The 26186-nt window shown below is 65.6% G+C and carries 21 protein-coding genes; 12 read left to right on the forward strand and 9 right to left on the reverse strand.

The features are described from left to right. Window positions 1–43: 43 nt before the first annotated feature. Window positions 44–316 carry a GxxExxY protein gene (locus ABD842_RS00215; protein ID WP_425553119.1) on the forward strand — a complete coding sequence of 91 codons (273 nt, stop codon included), beginning with the start codon at window positions 44–46 and terminating at the stop codon, window positions 314–316. Between the two features lie 193 nt (window positions 317–509). Beyond that, a complete protein-coding gene (locus ABD842_RS00220; protein WP_345108356.1) occupies window positions 510–2144 on the forward strand; it encodes a 3-(methylthio)propionyl-CoA ligase in 1635 nt (544 codons plus the stop codon). A gap of 117 nt (window positions 2145–2261) precedes the next feature. Here the strand turns inward: ABD842_RS00220 and ABD842_RS00225 are convergent, their stop codons facing one another. From ABD842_RS00225 to nagB, 3 genes are all read right to left on the reverse strand, one after another. Continuing rightward, window positions 2262–3446 carry an acyltransferase family protein gene (locus ABD842_RS00225; protein ID WP_345108358.1) on the reverse strand — a complete coding sequence of 395 codons (1185 nt, stop codon included), beginning with the start codon at window positions 3444–3446 and terminating at the stop codon, window positions 2262–2264. Between the two features lie 255 nt (window positions 3447–3701). Continuing rightward, window positions 3702–5018 carry a DASH family cryptochrome gene (locus tag ABD842_RS00230; RefSeq protein WP_345108361.1) on the reverse strand — a complete coding sequence of 439 codons (1317 nt, stop codon included), beginning with the start codon at window positions 5016–5018 and terminating at the stop codon, window positions 3702–3704. 304 nt (window positions 5019–5322) lie between these two features. Then, entirely contained in the window at window positions 5323–7230 is a 1908-nt protein-coding gene (nagB, locus tag ABD842_RS00235; RefSeq protein ID WP_345108363.1) for a glucosamine-6-phosphate deaminase, read from the reverse strand. Between the two features lie 345 nt (window positions 7231–7575). Between nagB and ABD842_RS00240 the strand changes: the two genes are divergently transcribed. From ABD842_RS00240 to ABD842_RS00250, 3 genes are all read left to right on the forward strand, one after another. Continuing rightward, window positions 7576–10722, forward strand: a complete 3147-nt coding sequence (locus ABD842_RS00240) for a SusC/RagA family TonB-linked outer membrane protein (protein ID WP_345108367.1) — start codon at window positions 7576–7578, stop codon at window positions 10720–10722. A gap of 86 nt (window positions 10723–10808) precedes the next feature. Then, window positions 10809–12359, forward strand: a complete 1551-nt coding sequence (locus ABD842_RS00245) for a SusD/RagB family nutrient-binding outer membrane lipoprotein (RefSeq protein WP_345108370.1) — start codon at window positions 10809–10811, stop codon at window positions 12357–12359. Between the two features lie 38 nt (window positions 12360–12397). Then, window positions 12398–13657 (forward strand): hypothetical protein, encoded by a 1260-nt coding sequence (locus tag ABD842_RS00250; protein ID WP_345108372.1) that lies wholly within the window; start codon window positions 12398–12400, stop codon window positions 13655–13657. Window positions 13658–13969: 312 nt separating this feature from the next. Here the strand turns inward: ABD842_RS00250 and ABD842_RS00255 are convergent, their stop codons facing one another. Both ABD842_RS00255 and ABD842_RS00260 read right to left on the reverse strand, forming a co-directional pair. Further along, window positions 13970–15733: a glycoside hydrolase family 10-like protein gene (locus ABD842_RS00255; RefSeq protein ID WP_345108375.1), complete on the reverse strand. Its 1764-nt coding sequence runs from the start codon at window positions 15731–15733 to the stop codon at window positions 13970–13972. Window positions 15734–16334: 601 nt separating this feature from the next. After that, on the reverse strand, window positions 16335–16970 hold the full coding sequence (locus ABD842_RS00260; protein ID WP_345108377.1) for a M15 family metallopeptidase: 636 nt from the start codon (window positions 16968–16970) through the stop codon (window positions 16335–16337). Window positions 16971–17295: 325 nt separating this feature from the next. Between ABD842_RS00260 and ABD842_RS00265 the strand changes: the two genes are divergently transcribed. Both ABD842_RS00265 and ABD842_RS00270 read left to right on the forward strand, forming a co-directional pair. Further along, window positions 17296–17850 carry a hypothetical protein gene (locus ABD842_RS00265; protein ID WP_345108378.1) on the forward strand — a complete coding sequence of 185 codons (555 nt, stop codon included), beginning with the start codon at window positions 17296–17298 and terminating at the stop codon, window positions 17848–17850. Further along, on the forward strand, window positions 17847–19292 hold the full coding sequence (locus ABD842_RS00270) for an NHL repeat-containing protein (protein WP_345108381.1): 1446 nt from the start codon (window positions 17847–17849) through the stop codon (window positions 19290–19292). The genes ABD842_RS00265 and ABD842_RS00270 overlap by 4 nt, the downstream gene beginning before the upstream one ends. 27 nt (window positions 19293–19319) lie before the next feature. Here the strand turns inward: ABD842_RS00270 and ABD842_RS00275 are convergent, their stop codons facing one another. Beyond that, window positions 19320–19895 carry an IS630 family transposase gene (locus tag ABD842_RS00275; RefSeq protein ID WP_345108384.1) on the reverse strand — a complete coding sequence of 192 codons (576 nt, stop codon included), beginning with the start codon at window positions 19893–19895 and terminating at the stop codon, window positions 19320–19322. A 16-nt stretch (window positions 19896–19911) separates the two neighbouring features. After that, window positions 19912–20277, reverse strand: coding sequence for a hypothetical protein (locus tag ABD842_RS00280; RefSeq protein WP_345108386.1), 366 nt, complete (start codon window positions 20275–20277; stop codon window positions 19912–19914). Between the two features lie 86 nt (window positions 20278–20363). Between ABD842_RS00280 and ABD842_RS00285 the strand changes: the two genes are divergently transcribed. From ABD842_RS00285 to ABD842_RS00295, 3 genes are all read left to right on the forward strand, one after another. Beyond that, window positions 20364–20693: a T9SS type A sorting domain-containing protein gene (locus ABD842_RS00285; protein WP_345108389.1), complete on the forward strand. Its 330-nt coding sequence runs from the start codon at window positions 20364–20366 to the stop codon at window positions 20691–20693. Window positions 20694–20726: 33 nt separating this feature from the next. Then, complete coding sequence (locus tag ABD842_RS00290) at window positions 20727–21086, forward strand: hypothetical protein (protein WP_345108392.1); 360 nt, start codon at window positions 20727–20729, stop codon at window positions 21084–21086. 70 nt (window positions 21087–21156) lie between these two features. Continuing rightward, window positions 21157–22356: a galactose oxidase early set domain-containing protein gene (locus ABD842_RS00295; protein WP_345108395.1), complete on the forward strand. Its 1200-nt coding sequence runs from the start codon at window positions 21157–21159 to the stop codon at window positions 22354–22356. 36 nt (window positions 22357–22392) lie between these two features. On the opposite strand, the gene ABD842_RS00300 is transcribed toward ABD842_RS00295, so the two are convergent. Further along, window positions 22393–23676, reverse strand: coding sequence for a serine hydrolase (locus tag ABD842_RS00300; protein ID WP_345108397.1), 1284 nt, complete (start codon window positions 23674–23676; stop codon window positions 22393–22395). Between the two features lie 56 nt (window positions 23677–23732). Next, the gene (locus ABD842_RS00305; RefSeq protein WP_345108400.1) at window positions 23733–23993 is read right to left on the reverse strand and encodes a hypothetical protein; all 261 of its coding nucleotides are present in this window, start codon (window positions 23991–23993) and stop codon (window positions 23733–23735) included. Window positions 23994–24127: 134 nt separating this feature from the next. Here ABD842_RS00305 and ABD842_RS00310 point away from each other — a divergent pair, with 134 nt between their 5' ends. After that, entirely contained in the window at window positions 24128–25252 is a 1125-nt protein-coding gene (locus ABD842_RS00310; protein ID WP_345108403.1) for a TonB-dependent receptor, read from the forward strand. A 22-nt stretch (window positions 25253–25274) separates the two neighbouring features. After that, window positions 25275–26108 carry a rhomboid family intramembrane serine protease gene (locus tag ABD842_RS00315; RefSeq protein ID WP_345108405.1) on the forward strand — a complete coding sequence of 278 codons (834 nt, stop codon included), beginning with the start codon at window positions 25275–25277 and terminating at the stop codon, window positions 26106–26108. Window positions 26109–26186 lie beyond the last annotated feature (78 nt).

Here is a 26186-nt window from a genome sequence, read left to right on the forward strand (position 1 = left end):
GTAAAATCGCAGGGTATCGCCGTGTCGTTCTTATCTTACTTCTATGCACGAGAATGATATTTCGTTTGAGGTAAGAAAGGCCGCCTTCAAAATACACACTGCCTTGGGGCCGGGGCTGCTGGAATCGGTGTATGAAATGGCGCTGGCTTATGAGCTGCGGCAGGCAGGACTGCCGGTTCAGGCGCAGGTGCCACTGCCGATGGTGTATGCCGGCGTGCAGCTCGAAGCCGGGTTCCGCCTGGATTTGTTGGTCCAAAGCAAGGTAATCGTCGAAATCAAGTCCGTAGAGGTATTGCAGGAAGTGCATTTCAGGTAGCTGCTCACCTACCTGAAGCTGTCCGGCCTTAAGCTGGGCCAACTCATCAACTTCAGCGTAGTCCACCTCAAAGACCCATGCACCGCCTCGTAAACGGCCTGTAGGAACGACACGGCGAAACCCCGCGGTTTTACACCCCGAACCACTGCGTGAAATTTCCCTAGCTTAACCGACCACAAACTCCCGCCGCCTTATGCTAGGACTAATGATGAACGAGCCCCTGCGCATCGCCGGGCTCCTGGAACACGCCGCCAAGTGGCACGCTGACACGGAAATCGTGAGTCGGCTGGCCGAGGGCGGCATTCACCGCTACACCTACGCCCAGGCCCACGGGCGGGCCAAGCAGCTGGCCAACGCCCTGACGGCGCTGGGCGTGCAGAACGGGGACCGAATCGGGACCCTGGCCTGGAACACGCACCGGCATTTTGAGCTGTACTACGGCGTTTCGGGCATCGGCGCGGTGTGCCACACCATCAACCCGCGCCTGTTTGCCGAGCAGCTCATCTACATCATCAACCACGCCGAGGACCGCTTCATCTTCTTCGACCTGACCTTCCTGCCCCTGGTCGAAAAGCTGGCCCCGCACTGCCCCCGGGTGGAAGCCTGGGTGCTGCTGACCGGCCGGGCCCATATGCCCGAAACGACGGTCCTGCCCGCTATCCGCTGCTACGAAGATTTGCTGGCGGCCCAGCGCGCCGAGTTTGAGTGGCCCGTTTTCGACGAGAATACGGCCTCTTCGCTGTGCTACACCTCCGGCACCACCGACCAGCCCAAGGGCGTGCTCTACTCCCACCGCTCCACCGTCCTGCACAGCTACGCCGCCGGCCTGCCCGACTGCTTCGACTGCTCGGCCCGGGACGTAATTCTGCCCGTGGTGCCCATGTTTCACGTCAATGCCTGGGGCATTCCCTACCTGGCGCCGATGATTGGCTGCAAGCTGGTGCTGCCCGGCCCGGGCCTGGACGCGGCCAGCCTGTTTGAGCTGTTTGAGCAGGAAAAAGTGACTTTCTCGGCCGGCGTGCCCACCATCTGGTTTGGGCTGCTCACGTTTATGCGGGAGAAGAAGGCCCGCTTCAGCACCCTGCGCAACATGATTGTGGGCGGCGCCAGCTGCCCGCCGGCCCTGCTCAAAGCCTTCGACGACGAGCTGGGCGTGCAGATCCGCCACGCCTGGGGCATGAGCGAAACCTCCCCGCTGGGCACCGTCAACACGCCCAAAGCCGGGCAGCTGAGCCTGAGTGCCGACGAGCAGTTTGCCATCAGCACCCGGCAGGGCCGCTCCATCTTCGGCATCGACATGAAAATCGTGGATGGCGACGAGCAGCCGCTGCCCCACGACGGCGTGGCCTTCGGCGACCTGCTCGTGCGCGGCCCCTTCGTGGCCGGCGCCTACTACCGCTCCGACAGCCGCAGCCAGTTTACGGCCGACGGCTGGTTCCGCACCGGCGACGTGGCCACCATCGACGCGGCGGGCTTCATGAACATCACCGACCGGTCGAAGGACGTCATCAAATCGGGCGGGGAGTGGATCAGCTCCATCGAGCTCGAAAACCTGGCTGTGGGCCACCCGGCCGTGGCCGAAGCCGCCGTCATCGGCGTGCCCCACCCCAAGTGGAGCGAAAGGCCCCTGCTGGTGGTGGTGCGCAAGCCGGGCCACGACCTCAGCCAGGCAGAAATGCTGGCCTACTTCGAGGGCAAAGTAGCCCGCTGGTGGACGCCCGAGGCCGTGGAGTTTGTGGCCGAGCTGCCCCACACGGCCACCGGCAAGCTGCTCAAAACCAAGCTTCGCCAGGACTTCGCCGGCTACGAGTTCCAGACCACCGAGTGAGCGGAGCCGCGGGGCTGATTTGCACGAATAGCAAAAGGCTACCCAGTGGGGTAGCCTTTCTTTTGGAGCTTAAAACTTAAAGCAGCAGCCCGTCCACCGCATTTACGCCACCCGTGGTCAGACCTTGATGATGATCCGGCGGCGGTACATCACCCACAGCGCGGCCAGCCAGATCAGCACGCAGGCCAGGGCGCCGGCCAGGGAGGCGTTGCGCGGGTCGGCGAAGTAGGGCGTGAAAAACGTCTGGTAGAGCACTTGCTTCACGCTCACCGCGTCTTGGCCGCCGAACGGAATTTTCCAGGTGCCGAGCCCGCGCGCTACCAGCCCCGAAAGGAAAAACACGGTTATGGCATTGACGCCGTACACCAGGAAAGGCGTGGCCCAGCGGCGGTAGCCCCGCACGTCGCAGAGCCAGTAGAGCGCCGCCAGCCCGGCCGCGGCCAGCCCGCCGGTGTAGAGCACGTAGGAGCTGGTCCACAGGCTTTTGTTGAGGGGAAACCATTGGTTCCAGAGCAGGCCCAGCCCAGCGGCTACCCCGCCGGCCAGCAGCAGCCCGCCCACTTTTTTGCCGGCGTCAAATTCAGCGCGGCGCAGCCACTGCCCCGCCAGCAGCCCCAGCAGCCCGGTTCCGACGGCGGGCACCGTGCCGAGCAGGCCTTCCGGGTCCCAGGTGCGGCTTTGTTTCCAGAGGTGGCTTTCACCGAACACCAGCCGGTCGAGCCAGGCGCCGAGGTTGGTGGCGGGCTCCAGGTTGGCCGGCCCAAAACCGGGTACCGGCACCACCTGCAGCAGCACGCTGTACCCGCCTAAAATAAGGACCAGCAACGCGGCCTGGGTGCGCCAGCCGGTTTTGAGAAAGATCAGGCCGCAGGCCAGAATCACCCAGGAAATACGCACCAGCACCCCTGGAATGCGCACCGTGCTCAAATCCCAGAGCAGGAAGAAGGCCCCGAAAAAGCCCAGCCCGAACAGAATGGCCGAACGGCGCAGAATCCGCAACGTCAATTGGCCGTGTCGGCCCGTATCCCGGCGGGCCGAGTCCAGCGCGTACACGATGCTCACGCCCACGATGAACAGGAAGAAGGGGAAGATCAGGTCGGTGGGCGTGCAGCCGTGCCACGCGGCGTGCTCCAGCGGCGGGTAGATGTGGCCCCAGTCGCCGGGGTTATTCACCAGGATCATGGCCATGACGGTGAGCCCCCGGAACACGTCGAGCGACACCAGCCGCCCCGGCTGGGAAGCCTCGGCCAGCGGCACGCCCCCGGTGGTTTCGACGGCAGTCTTGGTAGTAAAAGTTGTCATTGCGAGGAGGTAAAACATTCCGCGCATCTAGCGGCGTCGATCAGTCCTGCAAAATGAAGAAAGCCTGCTCAACTGACAAGCTTCTTCTCCTGAAAAAGCTACCTGAGAGCGTTCTGCGTTTTAGCCCCGGCGTAAACCTGGGTTTCGCGGCGACAGAAAGAAATAAGCTGGATAAGAGGGCTGACGCAATTCCAAACATCCTCTGACAGGCGCAGAGCTGCGGCCCGTTTCGAAGCTGCCATTCGTGGCCACGGGCTACGGCTGCCAGGTGCGGACGTAGCGGCCCTGCCGGTCATACCGCTGGGCCTGCTGGGCCACGTCGAAAGCGCTGTCGCGCACGTCGGTGCCGGTGCCGGCAATGTATTTCCAGTTGCCCCAGTTCGAAGCTGGGTCGTAGTCGATGAGCTGGTGCTCGAACCAGGCTGCACCCCAGCGCCAGTCCTGGTGCAGGTCATGGATGAGGTAGCTCGCCGCGTTCTGCCGGCCGCGGTTGCTCATAAAGCCGGTGGCAGACAGCTCGCGCATGTTGGCGTCAACGAAGGCATTGCCGGTGCGGCCCTGGGTCCAGCGCTCGAACCCGGCGCGGTCGGGCTTCGTCGGTTTCGGCAGCTGACCGCGCAGACCACGCCAGCGGAAAAAGTCTGGGCCGGTGCGCAGGGCCAGCAGCCGGAAATAGTCGCGCCACAGCAGCTCCAGCCGCAGCTGTAGCGCGCCCTTGCTGCGGGCGCCGTAGGCGGCATCATAGTCGTCGATGGCAGCCCAGACCTGGCGGGCCGAAAGGCTGCCATTCGCCAGCCAGGGCGAAAACTTGGTGCTGAAGGCCTCGCCTAGCATCTGGTTGCGGGTGTCATCGTAGCGACCGATGAGGTGGCGCTCCACGGCGTAGTCCTGCAGACGGGCCAGGGCAGCGGTTTCGCCCCCACCTAACGCAGGCAGAGCCGAGCGGCGGTCCCGGGACCTGACCGGCGGGGTGGGCTGTCCTGCTCCGGTGGCCAGGGCGGCAGATGGGGGCAGCGCGGCCGGTGCGAAGCCTGCGGGCAGCGGCGGCAGCTGGTGCGGCGTGGGCTCCGGGGGCCGCACAGGCGTTCGGGCAGCCACGTCGAACCGAAACTTGCTGAAGGAAAACGGCAGGTTGCGAAGGGCAATGGGCAGGTCGCCGGGGTGCAGAAGGGTCAGGGTTTCAAAGCGGCGCAGGGGCGTATGAGGACCCAACGCGGCCTGCAGGGCCTCTTCGGCCTGCGCTTCCTCGGTGGTGTGCTCGGCGCTGGTCCACACGGCGGCGGCGCCAAGCTGGCGGGCCAGGGCAGGCAGCGCTTCTTCCGGCCGGCCCACCACGAAATGAATGCCCGCGCCCAGCGCGACGTAGCGCCGCTGCAAGTCGGCCAGTGCCTCAAGCAGGAAGGGCAAGCGGTGCGGGCCCATGCGGGGCAGACCCAGGTAGGCATCAGGGCCCAGGGCCACGGGGTCAAAGCAGTACACGGGCAGCAGGGCCGTGACGTGGGGCGGCAGGGCGGCCAGCACGGCGTTGTCGTGCAGGCGCAGGTCGTTGCGCAGCCAGTAGAGAACGGTCATAGCAGGAGCAGCTTGGTTGCAGGGCTAACAGGTGACTCCGCAAAACTTCCCGGCAGGAGCTTTCCGGCCACCGGAATTCTATTGTGCCTCCTCGACTACGCCGGCTACTGGCTAGCAGGCCCGTGCAGCGGCCCGGCCACTCATCTCCTTCGCCTACCTGCACTCATGGCTTCCGTTCCCCTACCCTGATTGCGCCACCCGGAAAGATGAGCGCCGGAAAATCGGGTACCAAGCCAGCCCGGAGAGCAGGTTTCGCTATTGTTCAGGACGGATTGCTTTGTCCCCAACAGCCCCCCCCGGCGGCTCAGAACGTCCACCGCACGAAGGCCTCGATGCCCTCGTACTCGGGCAGGCCGAGCTGGTCGTAGATTTTGGCCGTGGTGCGGTTGCGGGCTTCGCTGCGCTGCCAGAACTCGCGCTGGTCGGCCCCGGGAAACAGCGGCCGGTCCTTCTGCGACTGGTGCTTGAAGATGGCGCGGCGCTTGCGGGTCAGCTCCTCCGGACTCAGGGGCACGGCCATTTCGATCTGGTCGACGTCCCACTCCTGCCAGGCCCCGCGGTAGAGCCACACCCAGCAGTCGGGCAGCCACTCGGTACCCGATTCCTGGAGCCGGCGCAGGGCCTCGAAGATGGCCGCCAGGCACACCCGGTGCGTGCCGTGCGGGTCCGATAAGTCGCCGGCGGCGTAGATCTGCTGGGGCTTGATCTGGTTGAGCAGCTCCATCGTCAGGCGAATGTCTTCTTCCCCGATGGGCTTTTTGCGCACCCTGCCGGTTTCGTAGAAGGGCAGGTCCATGAAGTGGGCGTTGTCGTCGGGGATGCCGGCGTAGCGGCAGGCGGCCTTGGCCTCGCCGCGCCGGATCAGGCCCTTGATCTGCTGTACCTCGGCCGAGTCGACCTGGCCCGGGGCCTTGTTTTTGAGAAAGCCGGCGACGCGCTGGTAGAGCGTTTCGGCCGGCTGCTCGTCGGGGCGGAAAGCGGCGTCGTAGTCGGCCACGAAATCGGCGAAGCGCAGCGTCTCGTCGTCGAACACGGCGATGTTGCCGCTGGTCTGGTAGGCCACGTGCACGTCGTGGCCCTGATCGACGAGGCGCAGCAGCGTGCCGCCCATCGAAATCACGTCGTCGTCGGGGTGGGGCGAGAAGATGAGCACCCGCTTGGGGAAGGGCGCGGCCCGCTCGGGGCGGTGGGTGTCGTCGGCGTCGGGCTTGCCGCCGGGCCAGCCCGTGATGGTGTGCTGGAGCTGGTTGAACACCCGGATGTTGATGCTGTAGGCCGGCCCCGCCTCGGCCAGCAGCTCCGACAGGCCGTTTTCGTTGTAGTCGGCGTCGGTCAGCTTGAGGATGGGCTTTTCGAGGCGGCGGGCCAGCCAGGTCACGGCCTTGCGCACCAGGGCCGCGTCGGGCCAGTGGCAGGGCACGCCGGCCAGCCAGGGCGTTTTGCGCTCCGTCAGCTCGGCGCCGGCGGCCTCGTCGAGCACCACGTCGACGCGCGGGTGCTGCTGCAGGTAGGTGGCCGGCACCGAGTCGGTAGGCTCGCCTTCCACCATGCGCTTGATGACGGCCGCCTTGCCCTCGCCCCAGGCCAGCAGCACGATGCGGCGGGCTTCGAGAATAGTGCCCACGCCCATCGTCAGGGCCCGGCGGGGCACGTTTTCCTCCCCGTAGAAGTCGGAGGCCGCGTCGGTGCGGGTGATGTGGTCGAGCGTAATCAGGCGGGTGCGCGACTGGGGGCCGGAGCCGGGCTCGTTGAAGCCGATGTGGCCGGTGCGCCCGATGCCCAGCAGCTGCAAATCGATGCCGCCGGCGGCCTGAATCCGGGCCTCATACTGCCGGCAGAACTCGGTCACCTGCTCGGGGGCCAGGGTGCCGTCGGGAATGTGCACGTTTTCGGGCCGGATGTCGACGTGGTCGAACAGGTACTCGCGCATGAAGCGCACGTAGCTCTGCAGCGAGTCGGGCGCCATGGGGTAGTACTCGTCGAGGTTGAAGCTGACCACGTTCTGAAAGCTCAGCCCATCCTCGCGGTGCAGGCGCACCAGCTCCTCGTACACCCGCGTGGGCGAGGAGCCCGTGGCCAGCCCCAGCACCGCCGGGCGGCCCTCGGCGGCCCGCGCCCGGATCAGCTCGGCGATGGTGCGGGCCACGGCGGCGGAGGCCCCTTCCGAATCGGGGTGGATGGTGACGGACAGGGCAGCGGGAGTAGAAGCCATGGTACGGGTGGTAGGATGGAAGGAAAGCACGGGCGCGGCGGCCCACGCCCAAAGGTGCTTTATCCGGGCAGAATACGCTATATAGTTGGTCCTGAAAAATCAATTTATAGCTTTGGCCGCCCGTAAAAGCTCCTATTATTAATAAAAATGATACCTTCTGGACCTCTACTGGGCAGATTCACCTTCTAAGCATTGCTTTTTTTATGAAATCCTGCCCGTCCTGTTGTTTTAGCTTTCGACCCTGACCGGTCCGTTTTCACCGGAGTCCAGCTGGCGTTTCTGCCGGGGGGGCTCCGGTTTTGCTTTTCCCGCTCTTTTCTTCCTTCCACTTCCCACTCCTACTTTATGAATCGACTCTACTTATTGGTCCTGCTGGCGCTGGGCGTGCTGCTGGCACCTCCGGGCCGGGCCCAGGGACTGCGCACCATCACCGGCACCGTCACCTCGACGGCGGACCGCACGCCGCTGCCCGGCGTCACGGTGCTCGTGAAGGGCACCACCAACGGGGCCAGCACCGGCGCCGACGGCCGCTACTCGGTGCAGGCCGCCCCGGGCAGCACGCTCACATTCAGCTTTATCGGCTATACCACCCAGGAGCGCGCCCTCGGCGAGGCCACCAGCCTCGACATCGGCCTGCAGGAAAACACCACCGAGCTGAGCGACGTGGTCGTGACGGCCTACGGCATCAAGCAGGAGCGCCGGCAGATCAACTACGCGGTGCAGGAGGTGAAAGCCAAGGACATCATTGAGTCGCGGCAGAACAACATCGTGAATGCCCTGCAGGGTAAAGTGGCCGGCGTGAGCGTGACCAGCGCCGGCGGTGGCCCCGGCGAAGGCGCAGCCATCGTCATCCGCGGCGGCACCTCCCTCGACGGCGACAACCAGCCCCTGTTCGTTATCGACGGCGTTATCATGGACAACTCGTCCTTTGCCGAAAGCACCAACCCCGGCGGTGGCTCGGCCTTCAACGGCATCCTGGGCCGCTCGGTGGGCACCACCAACCGGGCCGCCGACATCAACCCCGAAGACATTGCCAGCATGACGGTGCTCAAGGGGCCGGCCGCAGCCACGCTCTACGGCCTGCGGGCCGCCAACGGGGCCGTGATTATCACCACCAAGCGCGGGCAGAGCGGCCGGACCAGCATCGTGTACCGGGCCCAGTACTCGGTAGACGAAGTCAACCGCCTGCCCAAGCTCCAGGGACGCTTTCAGCAGGGCTCCAACGGGCAGTTCGACCCGACCACGCGCCGCTCGTGGGGGCCGCAGTTTGCCGACGGCCAGCCGGTGTTCAACAACCTCGAAGACCTTTTCCGGACCGGCAAAGCGGCCCAGCACTTCCTCACCGCGTCCGGCGGTACCGACAAGGCGACGTTTCTGGTGTCGGCCTCCCGCCTCGACCAGAGCGGCGTGGTGCCCGGCAGCCAGTACGACAAAACCTCCCTGCGCCTGAACAGCGGCCTGCGGCTGACGCCCAAACTCGGGCTGGATGCCTCGGCCAACTACCTCAACTCGGGCGGCGAGCGGCCGGTGCAGGGCCCGGGCCTGTTCGGCTCGACCGGCGGCTACCTGGTCAGCACCCTGAACTGGCCCCGCAACGACGATATGCGGGTGGCCTACAACCCCAACGGCAGCCGCCGCCGCCTGCTGGGCGCCTTCGGCGGGGCCGGGGCCGACGACGACTCCGACAACCCGTACTGGACGGTGGAGAAAAACCCCCAGACCGACCGCACCAACCGCTTTATCGGCAACGCCACCCTCACCTACGACCCGCTGGAATGGCTGGGCGTGCGCTACACCCTGGGCACCGACTTCTACCAGGAGCGCACCCGCTCGGTGCGGGCCGTGGGCACGTCGCTGCGCGACAACCAGAACGGCGGCATTGCCGAAACTGTGAACTTCAACCGGGTGCTCAACTCCAACCTGCTCGTCACGGCCCGGCACCGCTTCTCAGACAACCTGAACACCACCCTGGTGGTCGGCAACTCCATTGAGCAGAATAAAAACGAGGCCAACGACTTCCTGGGGCTGATTTTTCTGACGCCCAACTTCGTCGGCATCAACAACACGGCCAACCGCAACGTGCTGCAGCGCTTCAGCACCCGGCGGCTGGTGGGCAACTTTGCCCGCCTGAACGTGGACTTCTTCAACCAGGTATTCCTGGAGCTGCAGGGCCGCTACGACCAGTCGTCGACCCTGCCCCGGCCCGACCAGAACAAGAACTTCGGCAAGGGCTTCGGCTACGGCTCGGTGGCCTTGGGCTACGAGTTTACCCGCACCCTGGGCCTGGAGCAAAGCCGCATCCTCAACTTCGGCAAGGTACGCGCCTCCTTCGCCGAGGTGGGCAAAGACACGGGGCCCTACCGCGTGAACTCACCGCTGGTGACGGCCACCTACATCGGGGGCGGCTACCGCAACGGCTTCTTCGGCTCCAACCCCATTCTTAAGCCCGAGCGCACCGGCTCCTTCGAGGCCGGCCTCGACCTGCAGTTCTTCCAGAACCGCGTGGGCCTCGACGTGAACGTGTACCAGTCGACCACCCGCGACCAGCTCATTGCGCCCCGCGTAAGTCAGGCCGCCGGTTTTATTCTGCAGTACATCAACGGCGGCAAAGTCCGCAACCGCGGCATTGAGGTGGCGCTGAGCGGCACGCCGGTGAAGCTGGCCAGCGGCTTCAGCTGGGACGTGGTGGCCAACTTCTACCGCAACGAGAACCGCACCCTGGAGCTGCCCTCGGTGCTGTCGGTGGTGTACCAGTCCGATGCCTTCGTAATCGACTACGCCGAGGGCGGCGCCTTCCCCGGCAAGGCCCTCACCTCCATCGGGGCTTCCGACTGGAACTACGTGACGGACCCCAACAGCGAGTTCTTCGGGCAGCGCGTCATCGGCACCTCGGGCTACCCCACCGTGAATGCCAACTTCACCTACGCCGGCAACCGCGCCCCCGACTACACCCTGCAGATCACCAACACCTTCGCCTACCAAGGTCTGTCCCTGGCTTTCCTGGCCGACTTCCGCCAGGGCGGGCTGGTGGTAAACGGCAACGACTGGACCGCTACCCGCTCGGGCCTGAGCGAGCGGACCCTGGACCGCGGCAAGCAGGTCACCTTCCCCGGCGTGGTGGCCTCCACCGCCTCCGACGGCACCGTGACCTACACGCCCAACACCCGCACCGTGGAGCTGAGCGAAACCTACTACCGCAACATTCTGGGCACCGTGGGCACGGCCTTCATCGAAGACGGCTCCTGGGCCCGCCTGCGCTACGCCACCCTGAGCTACACCATCCCGGCCAGCTACCTCGACGCGAAGATCATCAAGGGCGTGGAGCTGAGCGTGACGGGCCGCAACCTGCTGCTGTTTACGCCCTACAGCGGCGTCGACCCCGAAACGGCCGCGGCCGGCGCCGGGGTACGCGGCGGCGGCTCCTCCGGCTTCGACTACGGCGGGGTGCCCGCCACCCGCGGCGTGGATATGGGCCTGCGGGTCACTTTCTAATCGTTTTTACGCCTTCCCGGCCCGGGCCGCGCCGGCCGGCACTTTTTCCGTCCCGGCGCGCTTTGGCATTCAACCAGCTGACTTCCATGAAAAAATATCTTCTTTCTCTCGGGCTGCTGCTCGGCGGCGGGGCCCTGAACTCGTGCGAGAGTTTCCTCGACGAGAATACCGACCCCAACAGCCCCAGCGCGGCCACGCCGAACCTGCTGCTGCCCAACATCATTGCCCAGGGCTTCCAGACCCAGATGTTCACGGCCCTGCGCACGCCTTTTATTACCCAGTACGTGGTGAGCCGCACGGCCAACAGCGGCGGCAACGACCAGTACTACTTCACCAACGCCCAGAGCACCAACACGTTCAACTACACCTACTTTTACTCGGGCTCCAACATTCCGGGTATGATTCAGGCGGCCCAGGCCGAAGGCTCGCCCTACTACGTGGGCACCGGCAAAATCATGATGGCGCTGCTGCTGAGCCATGCCACCGACATGCTGGGCGACATCCCCTACTCGGAGGCCTTCAGGGGCGCGCAAAACTACACGCCTAAGTACGACGCGCAGGAGCAGATCTACGCCACCATCTTCCAGCTGCTGCGCGAGGGTGCGGTGCAGCTCAAGCGCCCGGCCACCGACAACTCCCGCCCCCTGTACTCCACGGCCCCCAGCATCAGCGGCGACATTCTCTACCAGGGCAACACCCAGAAATGGGTGAAGCTGGCCTACGCCCTGCGCGCCCGCCAGCTGCAGCACCTGACCAAGAAAAGCAGCTACTCCGCCGCGGCCGTGCTGGCCGCCTGCGACAGCGCCTTTACCTCCTCGGCCGATGACGCCCAGCTGAACTTCCAGACGGCCGTGGCCCCGCTCACGGGCACCACCAACATCTTCGGCACCACCCGCGCCAACTTCGGCACGGCCACGTTTGCATCCAACTTCGTGAAGTACGTGAACGGCAACGGCACCTTCCCCGGCGTGCCCGACCCGCGCGGCCCCATCATGACGTCGGCCGCTACGGTGGGCACGGCCGGCATCGACCCGGGCCGGGGCGGCGGCGTGGCCGTGACGTCCACCGGCGGCGTCACCGACTTCTACAGCTCCTGGTACGCCCGCGACCTGGGCTACTTCGAGGTGATTACCTACCACGAGCTGAAGTTTATTGAGGCGGAAGCGGCTTTCAAGGCCGGTAACATTGGCCGGGCCTTCGCCGCCTACCGCGAAGGTATCCGGGCGCACATGGCCAAAGTGGGCCAGGGCGGCTCCAATGCCTCGCCGGCCGTCACGTTCCCGGTTATCACCCCTACCCAGATCGATAACTACCTGGCCAGCGCCGCCGCGGCCCAGACGCCGGCTACGCTCACCATCCGCAACATCATGGAGCAGAAGTACATTGCCATGTTCCTGAACCCGGAATCGTGGTCGGACCTGCGGCGCTACGACTTCTCGACCCAGATCTACGTGAACCTGGTGTACCCGACCTACCCGGCCAACGTGCCGCAGGCCAGCCAGCCGCTCAAAGGCCAGTTTCCGCGGCGGCTGCTGCCGGGCCTGACGGAGGTGCAGTACAACCCGGGGGAAATTGCCCGTATCGGCGCCAACGACCCCGACTACGTTACCCGCCCCCTGTGGTGGGACATGCCGTAGCCGGCCGTCGTATTTTTCTCCTCTGAAGCCTTTACGCCATGACTAAAAACTCTCTGTTCCGACTCTCCTCAGCGCTGCTGCTGGCCGGGGCGCTGCTCACTGCGGGCTGCCAAAAAGACTACGAAGACCCTTACCCCGGCATCAAGGACGAAAATGGCCCGGTCACGCTCACCGGTGCCATTCCGGTGGTCACCAAGTATGCCCCGGGGGAAGCCGTCCGCATTCAGGTGGCCGTGGCCGACCCGGGCCAGGTGCAGGACATCCAGCTGGTGCAGGTGGTCAGCAAAACCGACTCTACCGTGGTCGGCACCGTGGCCCCCGGCTTCAGCTACGACCCCGTGAACCGCACGTCCTCCCAGCTGGTCACCTACACCGTGCCGGCTGCCCTGCCCAACAAGCAGCCCGTGCGCCTGGATGTGGTGGTCAACTTCAAGAACGGCGGCGCCCGTACCCGCGCGGTGTCCTTCAACGTGGCCCGGGCCCCGGAAATCAAGTTCAGCGCTACGCCGGCCACTTTCCGCAATGGCCAGCTGGCTACCCAGCAGTCGGAGGACGACATTATCACCTACTCCGTGATTCTGAATGAGCTGGGCATCACCACCCTGCCCGCGGGCTACGTGGTGGGCTCGGCCCCGCCGCTGTTCAAAACCCTGGACAGCCTCTCCTACTACTACAAAATCGGCAACGGGGCCGAGCAGCGCATCGGCTCGGTACGCCTGAGCAGCGGGGCCGCCGCCACCCGCGCCATCGACGTGACGGTGCCCCGCGGCTCGGTGGGCCAGCCCGTCACGTTCCGGTTTGTGGCGTACTCGCTGCAGCAGGCGGCCTCGGTGAGCAGCACCGTGACGGTGGTGCCACTCCTGGCCCTGCCCCAGCAGCGCGCCGGCCGCCTTGCCTTTGGCCCCAGCGCCAGCCCCGATTCGCTGTCGTTTAACCTGAAAACCGGGCTGAACGAGTTGAATGCCAATCCGGCCACGAACAAGGACATTTACCTGTCGTTGAACGGCAGCGCCCTGGTGCTGAGCACGGCCAATGCCACGCAGTTTTTCCGTCTGCCCGCCACCGAAACCTCCGCCCAGTTTTTCACTTCCGCCACCTCCAATGCCGTAGCCCGGCGCTACTACCAGGCCCAGGTGGCCGGGCAGCTTACCACCGCCGTGGCCGGCCTCGCCATGAACGACCTGATCCTGGTGAAGCTGCGCAACACCACTGAATTCCTGATTCTGCGGGTGCTGAGCACCCGGCCCAGCACGGCCGGCTCCACGGCCCGCCTCCGGTTCGACTACCGCTCTATCTAAGGCGACTTTTAGCACCCCGACCGTAGGGCCGCTCCGCTGGGGCGGCCCTGCTTTTTTTAGGCGGCCGTTGCGCACTACAGGCCGCAGGTCGGGCGCAACGGCCGGCAACAATTACCTGATTCGCAACTATTTTGCTCTTAATCAGGTACATATACCTGAAGAGGATAAACTATAACCGGCGGTGGGGCTTCGGCTGCCCGCGGGTACTGGCTGGTTCGGCTGGGTTAGGGTAGCAAGCAAAGGTTTACGAGACCTTGGCCACTACCGGACCCGGCCGAACCAGCTGCTTTTGCGGCAGTGCTTACCGGCCCTTTACCGGCCGCCAAACAGCCGACCGAAGAACCCGCGCTTCTTTTTGGACTTGATTTTCACCTTTGTCACCGTACCGGTTGGCGCGGGCCGCACTGCCGGACGGACTGCCGGGGCGGGGCGGGTTGCGGGCGCGGGAGCCGGCGCGGCCGGCACCGGCAGCCGCGGCTCGGCCGGCGCCTGGGCCACCACTATTTCGGCGGCTTTGCCCTGAGTCAGCACCCGCAGCGGCCGGCTTTCATTGTGCAGCCGGTCGACGGCGGTGAGGTAGTAGGCATACTCGGTGCCCGGCACGGCGGCGGTATCAACCAGGGTGGGCGTCACGCCGGTGCGGGCGGGCACCAGGGCCAGGATGTTGCGCGGGTCGTCGGGCGTGGGCGTCTGGTCCTGGGTGAAGCGGTACACCACGTAGTAGCGGGCCACGTCGCCGTCGGCGGCGGGCGGGCCGGGCTGCCAGGTGAGCGTGATGGCCGGCCGGGCGCGGGTCAGCACCAGGCGCTGCACGGGGCGCGGCGGCACGGCATCCAGCCACGGCATGGTGGGGACCAGGGCGGGGTAGCGAAACAGGTTCTGCCGCAGCGAGTCCTGCATGTGCAGGGGGTTGCGCATGAGCGACTTGGAGCTGAAAAACACGCTGCCGCTGACCTGCGTCGGGTACGAGCGGTTCAGGCGGATTTGCTTGGGCATTTCCCGCGGATTGCGCCAGGAGGTATCGGAGCGGGTATTTTCCAGCATCCGGTAAAAGCCCTGCCCGATGTAGAGGTGGCGGTCGAAGTGGTTGCGCGTCCACCACTCCAGCAGCACCGGGTAGGGCACCAGCTTGAAGGTGGAGCTCCAGTACAGCTGGGGCACGATGTAGTCGATCCAGCCCCGCTGCAGCCACAGGCGGGAGTCGGCGTAGAGGTTGGCGTAGCTGGGCTGGCCGGCGCGGGTGTCGGAGCCCTCGGGGTGGGCCGACTTGTTCATCCAGACCCCGAACGGCGACACGCCGAACTTCACCCAGCGCTTGGTGCCCTGAATCGTGTCGTGCAGGCTTTCGATGAGCTGGTTCACGTTCTGCCGCCGCCAGTCGGCCAACGCCAGCCCTTCGGGGTTGTACTGCTGAAAGGCCGCTTCATCGTGGATTTTCTGGCCCGGCTCGGGGTACGGATAGAAGTAGTCGTCGAAGTGAATGCCGTCCACGTCGTAGCGGCGCACCACGTCCAGAATCACGTCGGTAATATGCTGGCGCACGGCGGGCAGGCCGGGGTTGTAGAGCAGCAGGCCGGCGTAGCGCAGAAACCACTCGGGGTGCTGCCGAAACGGGTGGGTGGGCGCCAGCCGCCGGGTCACGGAGTCCATGCTGGCGCGGTAGGGGTTGAACCAGGCGTGAAACTCCATGCCCCGCAGGTGGGCTTCCTCAATCAGAAACGGCAGCGGGTCGTAGCCGGGCGCTTTGCCCTGCTGCCCGGTCAGCCACTTGCTCCAGGGCTCCAGCTCACTCTGGTAGAAGGCGTCGGAGGCGGGCCGGATCTGCACGAACACGGCGTTGATGCCGTTGCGCTGCTGCACGTCGAGCATGCGGCGGTACTCGCGGCGCTGCTGCTCGGGCGTGAGCGTGCGGCTGCTGGGCCAGTCGATATTTTCCACGGTGGCAATCCAGACCCCGCGCATCTCGCGCTTGGGCGGCGCCTCCTGGGCGCGCAGGACCGGCGCAAAAGCCGTCAGCAACAGGACAAGAACAAGGGTGACGGCAGAAGGGCGGGCAGCCGGGAACAATCGAAGCATCAGCACGGAAACGGAGAAAACGCCCGCAAATTACGCAGCCCGCCGCCGGTTTCCCCGCTCTACTGCCGTTTGTTGCTGCTGGCAGCGCTTAAAATCTTTGGAGCTGTGCAAGGAAGTCGCGCGCACTATCCCACCCCGGAACAGCCTGCTTAGCGCCCGCGGTAAGGGCCGCTAGGGCTAGCGCGTCGCGGCGGCGGGCTGGACCAACCACCGCAGGCCCCCAGACTACCGCAGTAGTCGATGGCCGGCAACGACACGGCCCAGCAGCTTGTACAGGTATTTTCACAAAATGGAAATTACATGTACAACTGTCCTCACGTCACTGTACATGTATTTTTTGTTTTGTGAAAATACATGTACAACTACTGCGGGCGGCAACTGCCCCGGTCGTGGTAGTTGGGGCCGCTTCCCGCAACCGCATCCGGGCGCGCCCTCACGGGCGCCCAGCCCGTCATGCAGCGCATTCTGCGCCTCAAGCAGAGCCGAAGCATCTCGCGTGCAGTCGTTGAATTACTACTCCTGGGTCAGCAGGCGAGATGCTTCGGCTGCGCCTCTGCATGACGGTCGGTTGTGGGCAAGTAGAGCCACTGTCCACTCAGCCTCAGTCCAGCTCCGCGAAATCCAGGTCGAGCAGGTCGAATTCCCGCCAGCGGTGAAAGTCGAAGTGCCACCACTCATCAGCATAGTTGGCAAAGCCGTGGTGGGCCAGCACGGTGCGCAGCAGGGTGCGGTAGTGGCGCGCCGGTGCCGCGACGGGCTCGTAGTCGGCGTGGGCGGCGGGCGTGAAATCGTCGAAATCGGTGGGCATGGGCACGGGGCGGCCGGTGGCCAGCGTCACCAGGCTCACGTCGAGCGAGCAGCCGCGGTTGTGGCGGGAGCCGCGCCAGGGCGGGGCGGCGTAGGTTTCGTCCCGGATTTGCTCCCACACCCGCACCGTCACGGCGTAGGGCCGGTAAGCATCGAACACCAGCAGCCCAAGCCCGTGCCGGCTCAGCTCCTGCTGCGCGCCTTGCAGGGCCACCGCGGCGGGCCGGCGCAGGAAGGCCGCCGCCGTGGCGTAGAGCGGCGCGCCCACCAGGTTGTGGGCCGTGGCGTAGCGGATATCCAGCTGCAGGCCGGGCACGAAAGCCGCCAGATTTACCAGCGCCTGCTCGGGGTGCTGGTAAATCTGCGCCCGGTACTGGGCCGCCGTCAGCACCACGGGGCCATCGGCGGCGGCAAGGTCAGGGCTGGGCATGGTCGGGAACGGGTGGAATGTAGGCAGCGGGCAGCACGCTTCGGGTAGTGCTAAAAAGGCAAAATCTTATTATTCCCTTGACCTACAAAGTAAAAATCGTAAATCATCTATTGATTTCCACTATCCCGCCACGAAAGGCATTTCTCACCTCCCATTTTTATCCCAGATGAAAGTACCCTCTATCGTAACGGCCTTATTATGCTGGACCGCCAGCTACCCCAGCCAGGCCTAGGTCGTCAACGGCAATAGCTACCAAATCGACAAAATAGTTGATATCCAACCTTACCCTACCGCAACCCAGTCTCACCTGACTTTCAGCGGGGCCGTGGGCGTCAACCAGTGGATTTTCCAGGGCGGCAATGCCACTGGCAAATTTCACATCGCTCCCGGCTGGACGGAGTGGAACAAAGGTAGTACCCTTTCCAGCTCCGGGGCCGTGCAGTTTCGGGGGCGGGTGGGGATTGATGTCGATCCGGATCTGACAAATTCGATGAAGCTGGCCGTAAATGGCCCCATTGGAGCCCAGACGGGCATTTACGTGCGGGCGGTGGGCACTGCCTGGCCCGATTTCGTCTTTCAGCCCCGGTACTGCCTGCCCCCGTTGCCCGAAGTAGCCGACTACATCCGGGCCAACGGTCATCTGCCCGACGTGCCATCCGCGCAGACGGTGGCGCAAGAGGGGGTTGAGCTCGTGACGATGAATGCGGTGCTGCTGCGAAAGGTGGAGGAAATTACCCTGTACCTGCTGGAGCTGCGCAAAGAAAACGATGCCCTGCAGGCGCGGCTGATGCGGCTGGAAGCGGCTGGAAGCGGCTGGAAGCGCGGAAAACGCAGTAGCAGCCCGTCGATTACCTATCTCCACGTAAGTCCACTGCTATGAAACCCCTGCTTCCCCTTGCTTACTGCTCCTTTACCCCGCGCTGCCGCCAGGGCTGGGCGTGGCTGCTGCTGCCCCTGCTGCTCGCCCTGCCGCGCCTAAGCTACGGCCAGACACAGGTGCCCACCTACGAGTGGGCCACTACCTGCGCCAGCTACGAGGCGGGAGGATTTGGCCCCACCAAACTGGTAGTGGACGGACAGGGAAACACCTACGTGTGCGGCACGTTCACCGGCACCACACTCATCGGCAACACGACGCTGACGACCAGCGGGCCGGACCCGGGCAAGATGGACGTGTACGTGGCCAAGCTCAACGCCCAGGGCCAGTACCTGTGGGTGGCCCAGGCCGGCGGCGACGGGGAGGATTTTGCCACGGGGCTGGCCCTGGACGGGCAGGGGCACGTGTACGTGGGCGGGCTTTACAACAGCTTTCTGCTGCGCTTCGGCGGCAGCGGCACGGGCATCGGCGTGTACGTGGCCAGCAGCCAGACCGACGGCTACGTAGCCCAGCTTGATGCGGCTACCGGGGCCTGGCAGTGGGCGCGGCGTATGGGCGGTACGGGGGGCGAGAGCGTAGCCGGCTTGGCAGCCGACGCGGCGGGAAACGTGTATGTGGCCGGCAACTTCAGCAGCCGGAGCGCCACCTTTGGCCCTTTCACCTTACTGAATGCCTACACCGTCAGCGATACAAGGCGAGATATTTTCGTGGCCCGGCTGGATGCCACGGGCACGTGGCAGTGGGCCCAGCGCACGGGCGGCGTGGGCGAGGAAACCGTCCGGGACATGGTGCGCGACCCGGCCGGGGGGCTGTACCTGATCGGCGATTACACGGGTCGGGCTCCCTACAGCGTCACTTTTGGCACCACGACGCTGTCTGCGCCGACGGGTGTTGGGACCAATAACAGCGCAGGCGATGCATACGTAGCCTACCTCAGCGAGAGCGGGGCGTGGCAGTGGGCTGAGCAGACGGGCAACAACACAAATACGAGTGGTAGCGAACAAGTCTTACGACTGACTAATCTGACGCTGGATGGCAGCCGCCACCTATTCGTTACGGGTGACTTTAGAACACTCAATATGCGGCTAGGAGCCACGGTGCTGACCAACGTGGGCAGCCCGGTCCTGGGCGTACCATATGTGATTTATAGAACAGACGTATTCGTAGCTCGCTTCGACATGGCTACGCGCAGCTGGGCCTGGGCTTCGCGCGCGGGTGGCGTCGAGAGTGACGCCATTGGGCAGCCCGTAGTGGATGCGCTCGGGCGCGTCTTCGTGGGAGGCTATATCCGCAACGACGTGCGCCCCCCGTTCAATAACCGCGAGATTGCGCTGGCGCAGCTGGATGCCAGCACTGGAGCCTGGCAGCAGGTCATCACCCCCACGCCCGGCTTCTACTTGTCGAGTGCGCTGGCATTTGATACTGGCGGGAAATTGCACATATAGCGGATTCGTGAACGGTGCGGCCAGTGGTCAAGCGGGCTGGGTGTGGTAGCCGCAGTGGTCGAACCAATTGCTGGCATCCTGGCTGGTAATCCAGTCGATGGCCTCTTGCAGTCCCTCTTTCAGCGCGTCGTAGGAGCGGGCCGCGCTGGCGCGCAGCTTGGTTTTAAGCTTGCTCCAGGCCTGTTCGATGGGGGTGAAGTCGGGCGAGTAGGGCGGTAGGAACACGAGCTCCACGCCCCGCTTGGCCAGCCACTCGCGCAGCCCCGTGAGGTGATGCACGGGCAGGTTGTCGAGCACCAGCACGTCGCCTGGGCGCAGCGTGGGGGCTAGGCAGTAGGCCACGTAGAAGGCAAAGCCGCGCTGGTTGAGCGCTCCCTGTAGCAGCTGCACCGCGCCCAGTCCCTGCACCGACAAGGCCCCGATCAGCGTCAGCGCCGGGCCCCGGCGTAGTGGCACGGCCCCGCCAACGCGTTGCCCGCCCACGGCCCGGGCGTGGGTGCGGGTATAGTCCAGGCGCAGGCCCGTCTCGTCCAGGAAGTGGAAGCGGTTCACGTCGGGGCGGGAGCAGACCTGTTCGAGGTGCTGCTGGCGGGCCGCCCGCACCCGGTCGGTGTCGCGTTCAGTGGCGTGGCGGCTTTTTTTTTCGCCGCAGGTGCTGTTCGTGCAGCGCCTGCCAGAGGCAGGTCTGGCCCACGGGCCGCCCGCCCTGGGCCTGCCAGGCCTGGTTGAGCTCGGCCAGCGTGGCGTCCGCGTGCTGGCCCACGTAAGCCACCAGCCAGGCCTGCGCGGCCGCGTCCAGGTAGCGGGCCCGCCCGCCCGTGGCCGGCTTGGGGGCCAGCGAGCCGGTGGCGGCCTGCTGGCGCAGCAGGTCTTTGACAAACGAGCGGCTCACGCCGAAGCGCCGCGCCACGGCTACTTTCCGGGCACCCGGCTCCTGGCATGCCGCTGCTACCCGGGTGCGTAAATCAAGCGAATACGGTCTCATCTTACAGAATACGGCCTCCCGACAAATACGGACGAACTGTTCACGAAACCGCTATAGCCTCCGTATTTAATTCTCCAACGGCCGCATTGCCGCCCTTTTCGCTGCTGAACCTGGGGGGCAGCGGCACCTTCACGGGGTACGTGGCGCGGCTGGGACCGTTGGCGCTGGGCACGCGGGCGGCCCGGCGGAGTGGGGGGAGCCTGGCCGTGTGGCCCAACCCGGCCCGCCAGAGCGAAGCCTGGGTGAGCGGGGCACCGGCCGGGCAGGCCGTGGGGGTGTATGATGCGCTGGGCCGACTGGTGCGCACGGCCGTGGCCCAGGGCAGTACACCAGTGCGGCTGACGCTGGGGGCGCTGCCGGCCGGGCTATATGTGGTGCGCGCTGGTGCGCGGAGCGCCAAGCTTATAGTAGAGTAACTACGGTTTCAAACAGGTATGCAGCAGGTCGCTATGGTACGTTGTCTTCTTATTTTGAGCATTGGCCTGGTCAGTTCCGCCCAGGCCCAGGTGCCGGCGGTCGTGCAGACGACCACCTACACGAGTTCACTCCAGGCCACCAGCAGCATCTGGCTGCAGGATGGCTATTCGGCCCCCGATGGCTATGAGGCCCGCATCGTGTACCCCGAGGCGGTGGCGGGACGCTGGTCGTTGCCCCAGCCCTGGACCACCTTCGTGCGCGGGGGAAGCAGCCCCGACGGGATGGTCGGCATTCATACTCACCTGCTGCCCAATGGCCGGGTGCTTAGCTGGGAGGGGCATAATGACAATGAGGTGGATTCAGTTCACCGTATGTCTCACGTGTATGCCTGAAACCCCGACCCGGGTAGCGCGGAATACCCAAACCGCTACGGACAGTTTGACAACATGATTTTACCCGTGGATGTACGTGGCCCCGAATGGCAACGTGTTCAACGCGGGGCCGAACACCGATACGGGCTACCTCTCCACTGCCGGTACCGGCAGCTGGAGTGCTACGCCCAATCTACTCCGTACTGCCGCCGGTGATGAGCGGGGGGCGGGTACGTCGGTGATGTATGCGCCGGGCAAAATCATGAACATCGGCGGGGGCCTGGGTGGCGGAATAACCAATACCACGGAGTTGCTGGACATCAATGGCAGCGCACCCACCTTCGTGGCCGGGCTGCCGATGGCCCTGCCCCGAATGCACGTCAACTCCACTATGCTGCCCGACGGGAGCGTACTGGTAACCGGGGGCACCACCAAACCCTCTGTCGACGACCAAGATGCGACGCTTTTCCCCGAGCTGTGGCAGCCCGGCAATAAGCTCAGCCCGAAAGGCACCTGGACGGTGATGGCCCCCATGCACGAGCCCCGGCTCTACCACTCCACGGCCCTGCTGCTGCCCGATGCCACGGTGCTCTCCACGGGTGGCGGGCAGGGCGGCCAGTATGCTGACCACCCGACCTACGAAATCTTCACCCCGCCTTACCTGTGCCGGGGGCTGACGCGGCCGGTTCTGTCATCCGCGCCCGAGGCCGTCGCCTACCAGCAGCCCTTCACGGTCACTTCGCCCCAGGCCGGCACCATTGCCCGTGCTACGCTGGTGCGGCTTTCGTCCGTCACCCACTCCTTTAACATGAACCAGCGGTTTCTGGAGCTGCCGGTAGCAGTGGTTAATGGCAGCGAGCTGCGCCTTACCGCGCCGGCCAATGCCAATACGTGTCCGCCGGGGCACTACCTGCTGTTTTTGCTGGATGCCAACGGTACGCCTTCCATCGCCAAAATCATCAGCGTCAATTCCAGTGCCTGCGCCAGCCTGCTCACCCTGGCCGAAACCAGCGTGAGCAGAACCTCGGCCTGTGAATTGCTGGCTACCTATAGTACCGGTGGGCAAAACCTCGCGGCCGGCTACCGCTGGTTTATCGATGGGGAATACAAGCCTCAATTCGATAATCAGAGCAGTATATCGTACCCCTTTGAGGTACGCACGGCCCGCGCCACCATCCGCGTGGAGGTGCCGCCCGCCTGCGGGGGCAACATACTGCTGTCGGCCGCGCTCGATGTTCGCCAGTTCTTTCCGCAATGCGCCGTGCAGGTGGAGCGGCCGGCGCTGCGGTAGCTAAATTCAGGCAGCTCCCATTGGCCGCCTCCATCCTCACTGCTTAAAGCGGCTCAGATCGGGCTGGTAGCGGCGGGGGCGCTGCCGCTCGTAGTCGTACACGGCCCGGCCCAGATCCCGCAGGAAGGGCAGGCCGATGGCGTCGTACTCATACTTGTCGTCGTTGAGCACCTCGTCGGCATTCACGTACAGCACGGCGCTGAGCAGAAACTCCACGCCGTGGTCGAAGTCGGCCACGTAGGCGTTGTCCGTCAGGAAGCCGTACGCCTGGCCAATCTTGTTGAACACCCGCACCCCCGGCGGCAGCGGCGCCAGTCCGCCCCCACCGAGCAGAAACTTGGCGTAGGTATCCGGGTAGTGCGCCGCATCATAGCGGGGAGCCGGACTTTCGCGGGGAAACATGGAGAGGTAGCGGTACAGGAGCTGATAGTCGTCCTCGTCCAGCGCAAACCGGCGTTTAGGAGGCGTGGCCGCCGGAAACAACACTGCCCGCAGCAGCCGCTGCTGGTCGGGCAAGGCGAAGTAGCTCTTGGTGCTGAAATCCAGCGGCCGGCTTACCAGGCTGTTGCCTTGCCAGTACGCTTGCCCGATACGCTCGTTTTGCAACCCCAGCTCGGGCAGGGGCCGCGCGTTGAACGCGGCGGGCTGCCGGTACACGACGGTCTGCAGCGCCGTGTCGGCATAAAAAACCAACGGACTGGTGTGGCGGGAGTTCGGTTCCTGGTCGCCCACGGAGAGGCGGTGCAGCAGGCGGGTGCGGCGCAAGCCCCGTTGGCGGAGCTCCGCATTGAGCGCGTACTGGCCCACAAACTCGTAGAGCCGGTTGAAGGCGTCGTTGTCGCTCACCAGCAGCACCTTGCGAATGTAGTGCCCGATGCTGGCGCGGCCGCTGGCACTGCTCGTGTCGCGCGCCACCCGGGTCTGGCCGGCAAAGGCCGAGTCGATGCGCAGCGGGGAGTCGGGCCCGAGGCGGCCCAGGTGCGGGTGCTGCCGCAGGAAGCGCAGCTTTTGCAGGGCCAGCACGGCGGCGGGCAGCTTCACGGTGCTGGCCGGGTAAAAATACTGCCCGGGCCGCACCCGGTAGCGAAACGTGCGGAAGTGCGGCCGGTTGTGGGCGTCGCGGTTTATCTGCGTGTACAGGATCTGCAGGCGGTAGCGGGCCGGGTCGCGCAGGACGCGCCCAAACCGGACCGTATCGGCCCGCAGCAGGCGCGGCAGGGGGTTGGCGAGCTGGGCGGCGGCGCGCCGCAGGGGCAGGCCACTCAGCAGCAGGCCCAGCGCGGCGCCCCAGCGGATCAGGAAACGAGAAAAAGCCAGCATGCGCCGGAAAGATACGTTTCCGGCGCGGGCTGGCTTCATCAGGGCGGCAGAAAAGGCTACTCCTCTTTCGGGCTGCCGTCGGCGGCAGAATCGGGGCCGCCTTCCAGGCCGTTGGTCTGGCTGGCATCGCCGTAGCTGCCGCGGATTCCGTCGCCGGAGCCCAGGTTGCTCTGGGTGCTGGCCGGGTGCGTGCCCGCGGCGGGCGACGTAGTGGGTGGCGTAGTGGGCGCGTCAGCCTGGCGGCCCTGCTGTTCGGCGTTGGCGTCGGGAGTGCTGCCGGCGGCCGGCGGATTCTGGTTTTCGGGAGTATCGGTCATGGTGGGCGGGTAAAAGCAAGAAGAAATCTACTGCCTGCTATACGCGGCCCCGGCCGGCTGGTTGAGGCGGTTTTTCCGGGGAGTTTGCTCATCTTGCTACGCTATTCCCCGGCGGCTATTCCATCTTCCTGCTTATGTCCGTTCCTCCCGATAACGATTTTCTTACCGCCAAATCCGACGCTGAGCTGCTGTTTCTGGTTCAGAACCCAACCTACTACCACCCCGACCTGGTGCAGACGGCGCGGCGGGAGCTGCAGCGCCGCAGCGTGCCCTGGGCGGCGGCCCCGGCCGCGGGCACCCCGCCCGACCTGGTGGCTTTCGCCGAGGAGCCGCCCGAGCGGCGGTGGCTGGTGCCCGCCCTGGGCGGCGGACTGGTAGCCCTGGCCCTGGGCGTCTTTTTTCTGCGAACCGGCGCCACTCCGCCGCCTGCGCCGGCCAGGCCCGCGCCGCCGGCCGCGCTGGTAGCGGTTGAAACCCACCTGCTGCCGTCCTTTGAGGGGCTGACGGCCAGCCAGCTGCGCAAGATGCCGGCGGCCCTGCCCCCCGGCGAGCAGGCCGATACCACCGCCCGCCGCAAGTACCTGCTGCTGGCCCGCCGCTACTGGGAAGCCGAAAATCAGTCGGCCTACCTCTACGAGCAGGCCCTGCTGGGCAAGGCCTCGCCGGCTTTGCCGGGTCAGGTGGAAACCACGCTCGACAAATGGCACCGCCTGACCAGCGCCCTGGTGTATGACCACCAGCTGCAGCCGGGCATGACGGCCCGCCTGGAGCTGATGGAGCAGGCCGCCGCCGTGCGGATTCAGAACCTGCAGGGCATGAGCGAGCAGGTGGGCTACGGCAACTTTCCGCTCAACGACGACCTGGTTTTCCTCAACGACTCGGTGCAGTACCTGCGCCAGGTGCTGCTGGGCGTGCCCGTGGCCCGGCGGCAGCGGCCCGTGCGCGGGCACCGCACCTTCACCGACGGCACGCCCGAGGTGCGGGAGCTGCCGCAGCTGCCCGAGGCCCGCCCCCAGCACAACCCGCTGTACGTCATCGACGGCCACCCCTTTCCCAGCGACGCCAGCACCGGCGAGGCCCCGGCCGCAGTCCGCCGCCTGAGCCCCGACTCGATTGCCAACATTGTGGTGCTCAAAGAAAAAGCCGCCGTGGGCCTGTACGGCCCCCGCGCCCACGATGGGGCCGTGGTTATCGTGACCAGGCATCCGGCCCAGGCGGTGAAAGGCGGGTGGAAAACCAAGACCATCCGCATCTTCTAGCCAGCTTGCCTGTTTAGCTGCCATGACCCCGGCCCTTCCCCCGCATGAGCTGTTTGCCCGGAAAACCGATGCGGAGCTGTTGTATCTGGCCCAAAATGCCCTGCGCTACCCTCCCGCGGTAGGGCAGGCCGCCGTGCAGGAGCTGCAGCGCCGCGGCCTTGTTCCCACCGCCGTGCCCACCCACCGCCCGCCGCCGCCCGCCCCCGCTCCGGCGGCGGCCGAGCGGGGGCTGCTGAGCGAAATCGGGCACCGCCTGTTCGGCGTCTCCCGGACGTACTTCGTCACGCCCGCGTTGCTGCTGCTGAACTTACTGGTGTATGCGCTGATGGTGGCCGGCGGCATGGATGCCTTTCATCCCGATGGGGCCACGCTCATTGCCTGGGGCTCCAACTTCTCCCCCCTCACCCTGCCCGGGCAGCCCTGGCGGCTGCTCACCAGCTGCTTTCTGCACGGCGGCGTGGCCCACCTGCTCCTCAACTCCCTGGCCCTGCTGTTTCTGGGGCGCCTGAGCGAGTCGCTGGTGGGGCCGGGGCGGCTGGCGGCGGCTTACCTGGTCAGCGGGGTGGGCGGCAGTTTGTTCAGCCTGTGGTGGCACAGCCGGGGCGTCAATTCCGTGGGGGCCTCGGGAGCCATCTTCGGGCTCTACGGGCTGGTGCTGATGCTGGCCCTGACGGGTGCCGTACCCATGACCAAGGCCCAGCGCTACAGCCTGATCTGGCTGGTGCTGCTGCTGGTGCCCGGCGAGCTGGAGGCCGGCCTGAAAGCCACCACCGACAATGCCGCCCATATCGGCGGGCTGATTACCGGGCTGGTGGTGGGAGCGGTGCTGAAAATCGTCGGCCACCGCGGGAGCTGAGGCCGCTTTTCTCCCGGAGCTGGCATAGGGCTCCGCCGGGGTGAGCAGCAGGTGATGCGGCGGCATTGCAAACCCTGC

Source organism: Hymenobacter algoricola (assembly GCF_039539525.1).
GTDB classification, from domain to species: Bacteria; Bacteroidota; Bacteroidia; order Cytophagales; family Hymenobacteraceae; genus Hymenobacter; species Hymenobacter algoricola.

What these genes read in the sequence shown, in the direction of transcription:
- ABD842_RS00215 (WP_425553119.1), top strand. Translation starts at nt 44, where the DNA reads ATGCACGAGAATGATATTTCGTTTGAGGTAAGAAAGGCCGCCTTCAAA.
- ABD842_RS00220 (WP_345108356.1), top strand. Translation starts at nt 510, where the DNA reads ATGCTAGGACTAATGATGAACGAGCCCCTGCGCATCGCCGGGCTCCTG.
- ABD842_RS00225 (WP_345108358.1), bottom strand. Translation starts at nt 3,446, where the DNA reads ATGACAACTTTTACTACCAAGACTGCCGTCGAAACCACCGGGGGCGTG.
- ABD842_RS00230 (WP_345108361.1), bottom strand. Translation starts at nt 5,018, where the DNA reads ATGACCGTTCTCTACTGGCTGCGCAACGACCTGCGCCTGCACGACAAC.
- nagB (WP_345108363.1), bottom strand. Translation starts at nt 7,230, where the DNA reads ATGGCTTCTACTCCCGCTGCCCTGTCCGTCACCATCCACCCCGATTCG.
- ABD842_RS00240 (WP_345108367.1), top strand. Translation starts at nt 7,576, where the DNA reads ATGAATCGACTCTACTTATTGGTCCTGCTGGCGCTGGGCGTGCTGCTG.
- ABD842_RS00245 (WP_345108370.1), top strand. Translation starts at nt 10,809, where the DNA reads ATGAAAAAATATCTTCTTTCTCTCGGGCTGCTGCTCGGCGGCGGGGCC.
- ABD842_RS00250 (WP_345108372.1), top strand. Translation starts at nt 12,398, where the DNA reads ATGACTAAAAACTCTCTGTTCCGACTCTCCTCAGCGCTGCTGCTGGCC.
- ABD842_RS00255 (WP_345108375.1), bottom strand. Translation starts at nt 15,733, where the DNA reads ATGCTTCGATTGTTCCCGGCTGCCCGCCCTTCTGCCGTCACCCTTGTT.
- ABD842_RS00260 (WP_345108377.1), bottom strand. Translation starts at nt 16,970, where the DNA reads ATGCCCAGCCCTGACCTTGCCGCCGCCGATGGCCCCGTGGTGCTGACG.
- ABD842_RS00270 (WP_345108381.1), top strand. Translation starts at nt 17,847, where the DNA reads ATGAAACCCCTGCTTCCCCTTGCTTACTGCTCCTTTACCCCGCGCTGC.
- ABD842_RS00280 (WP_345108386.1), bottom strand. Translation starts at nt 20,277, where the DNA reads ATGAGACCGTATTCGCTTGATTTACGCACCCGGGTAGCAGCGGCATGC.
- ABD842_RS00290 (WP_345108392.1), top strand. Translation starts at nt 20,727, where the DNA reads ATGGTACGTTGTCTTCTTATTTTGAGCATTGGCCTGGTCAGTTCCGCC.
- ABD842_RS00295 (WP_345108395.1), top strand. Translation starts at nt 21,157, where the DNA reads ATGTACGTGGCCCCGAATGGCAACGTGTTCAACGCGGGGCCGAACACC.
- ABD842_RS00300 (WP_345108397.1), bottom strand. Translation starts at nt 23,676, where the DNA reads ATGCTGGCTTTTTCTCGTTTCCTGATCCGCTGGGGCGCCGCGCTGGGC.
- ABD842_RS00305 (WP_345108400.1), bottom strand. Translation starts at nt 23,993, where the DNA reads ATGACCGATACTCCCGAAAACCAGAATCCGCCGGCCGCCGGCAGCACT.
- ABD842_RS00310 (WP_345108403.1), top strand. Translation starts at nt 24,128, where the DNA reads ATGTCCGTTCCTCCCGATAACGATTTTCTTACCGCCAAATCCGACGCT.
- ABD842_RS00315 (WP_345108405.1), top strand. Translation starts at nt 25,275, where the DNA reads ATGACCCCGGCCCTTCCCCCGCATGAGCTGTTTGCCCGGAAAACCGAT.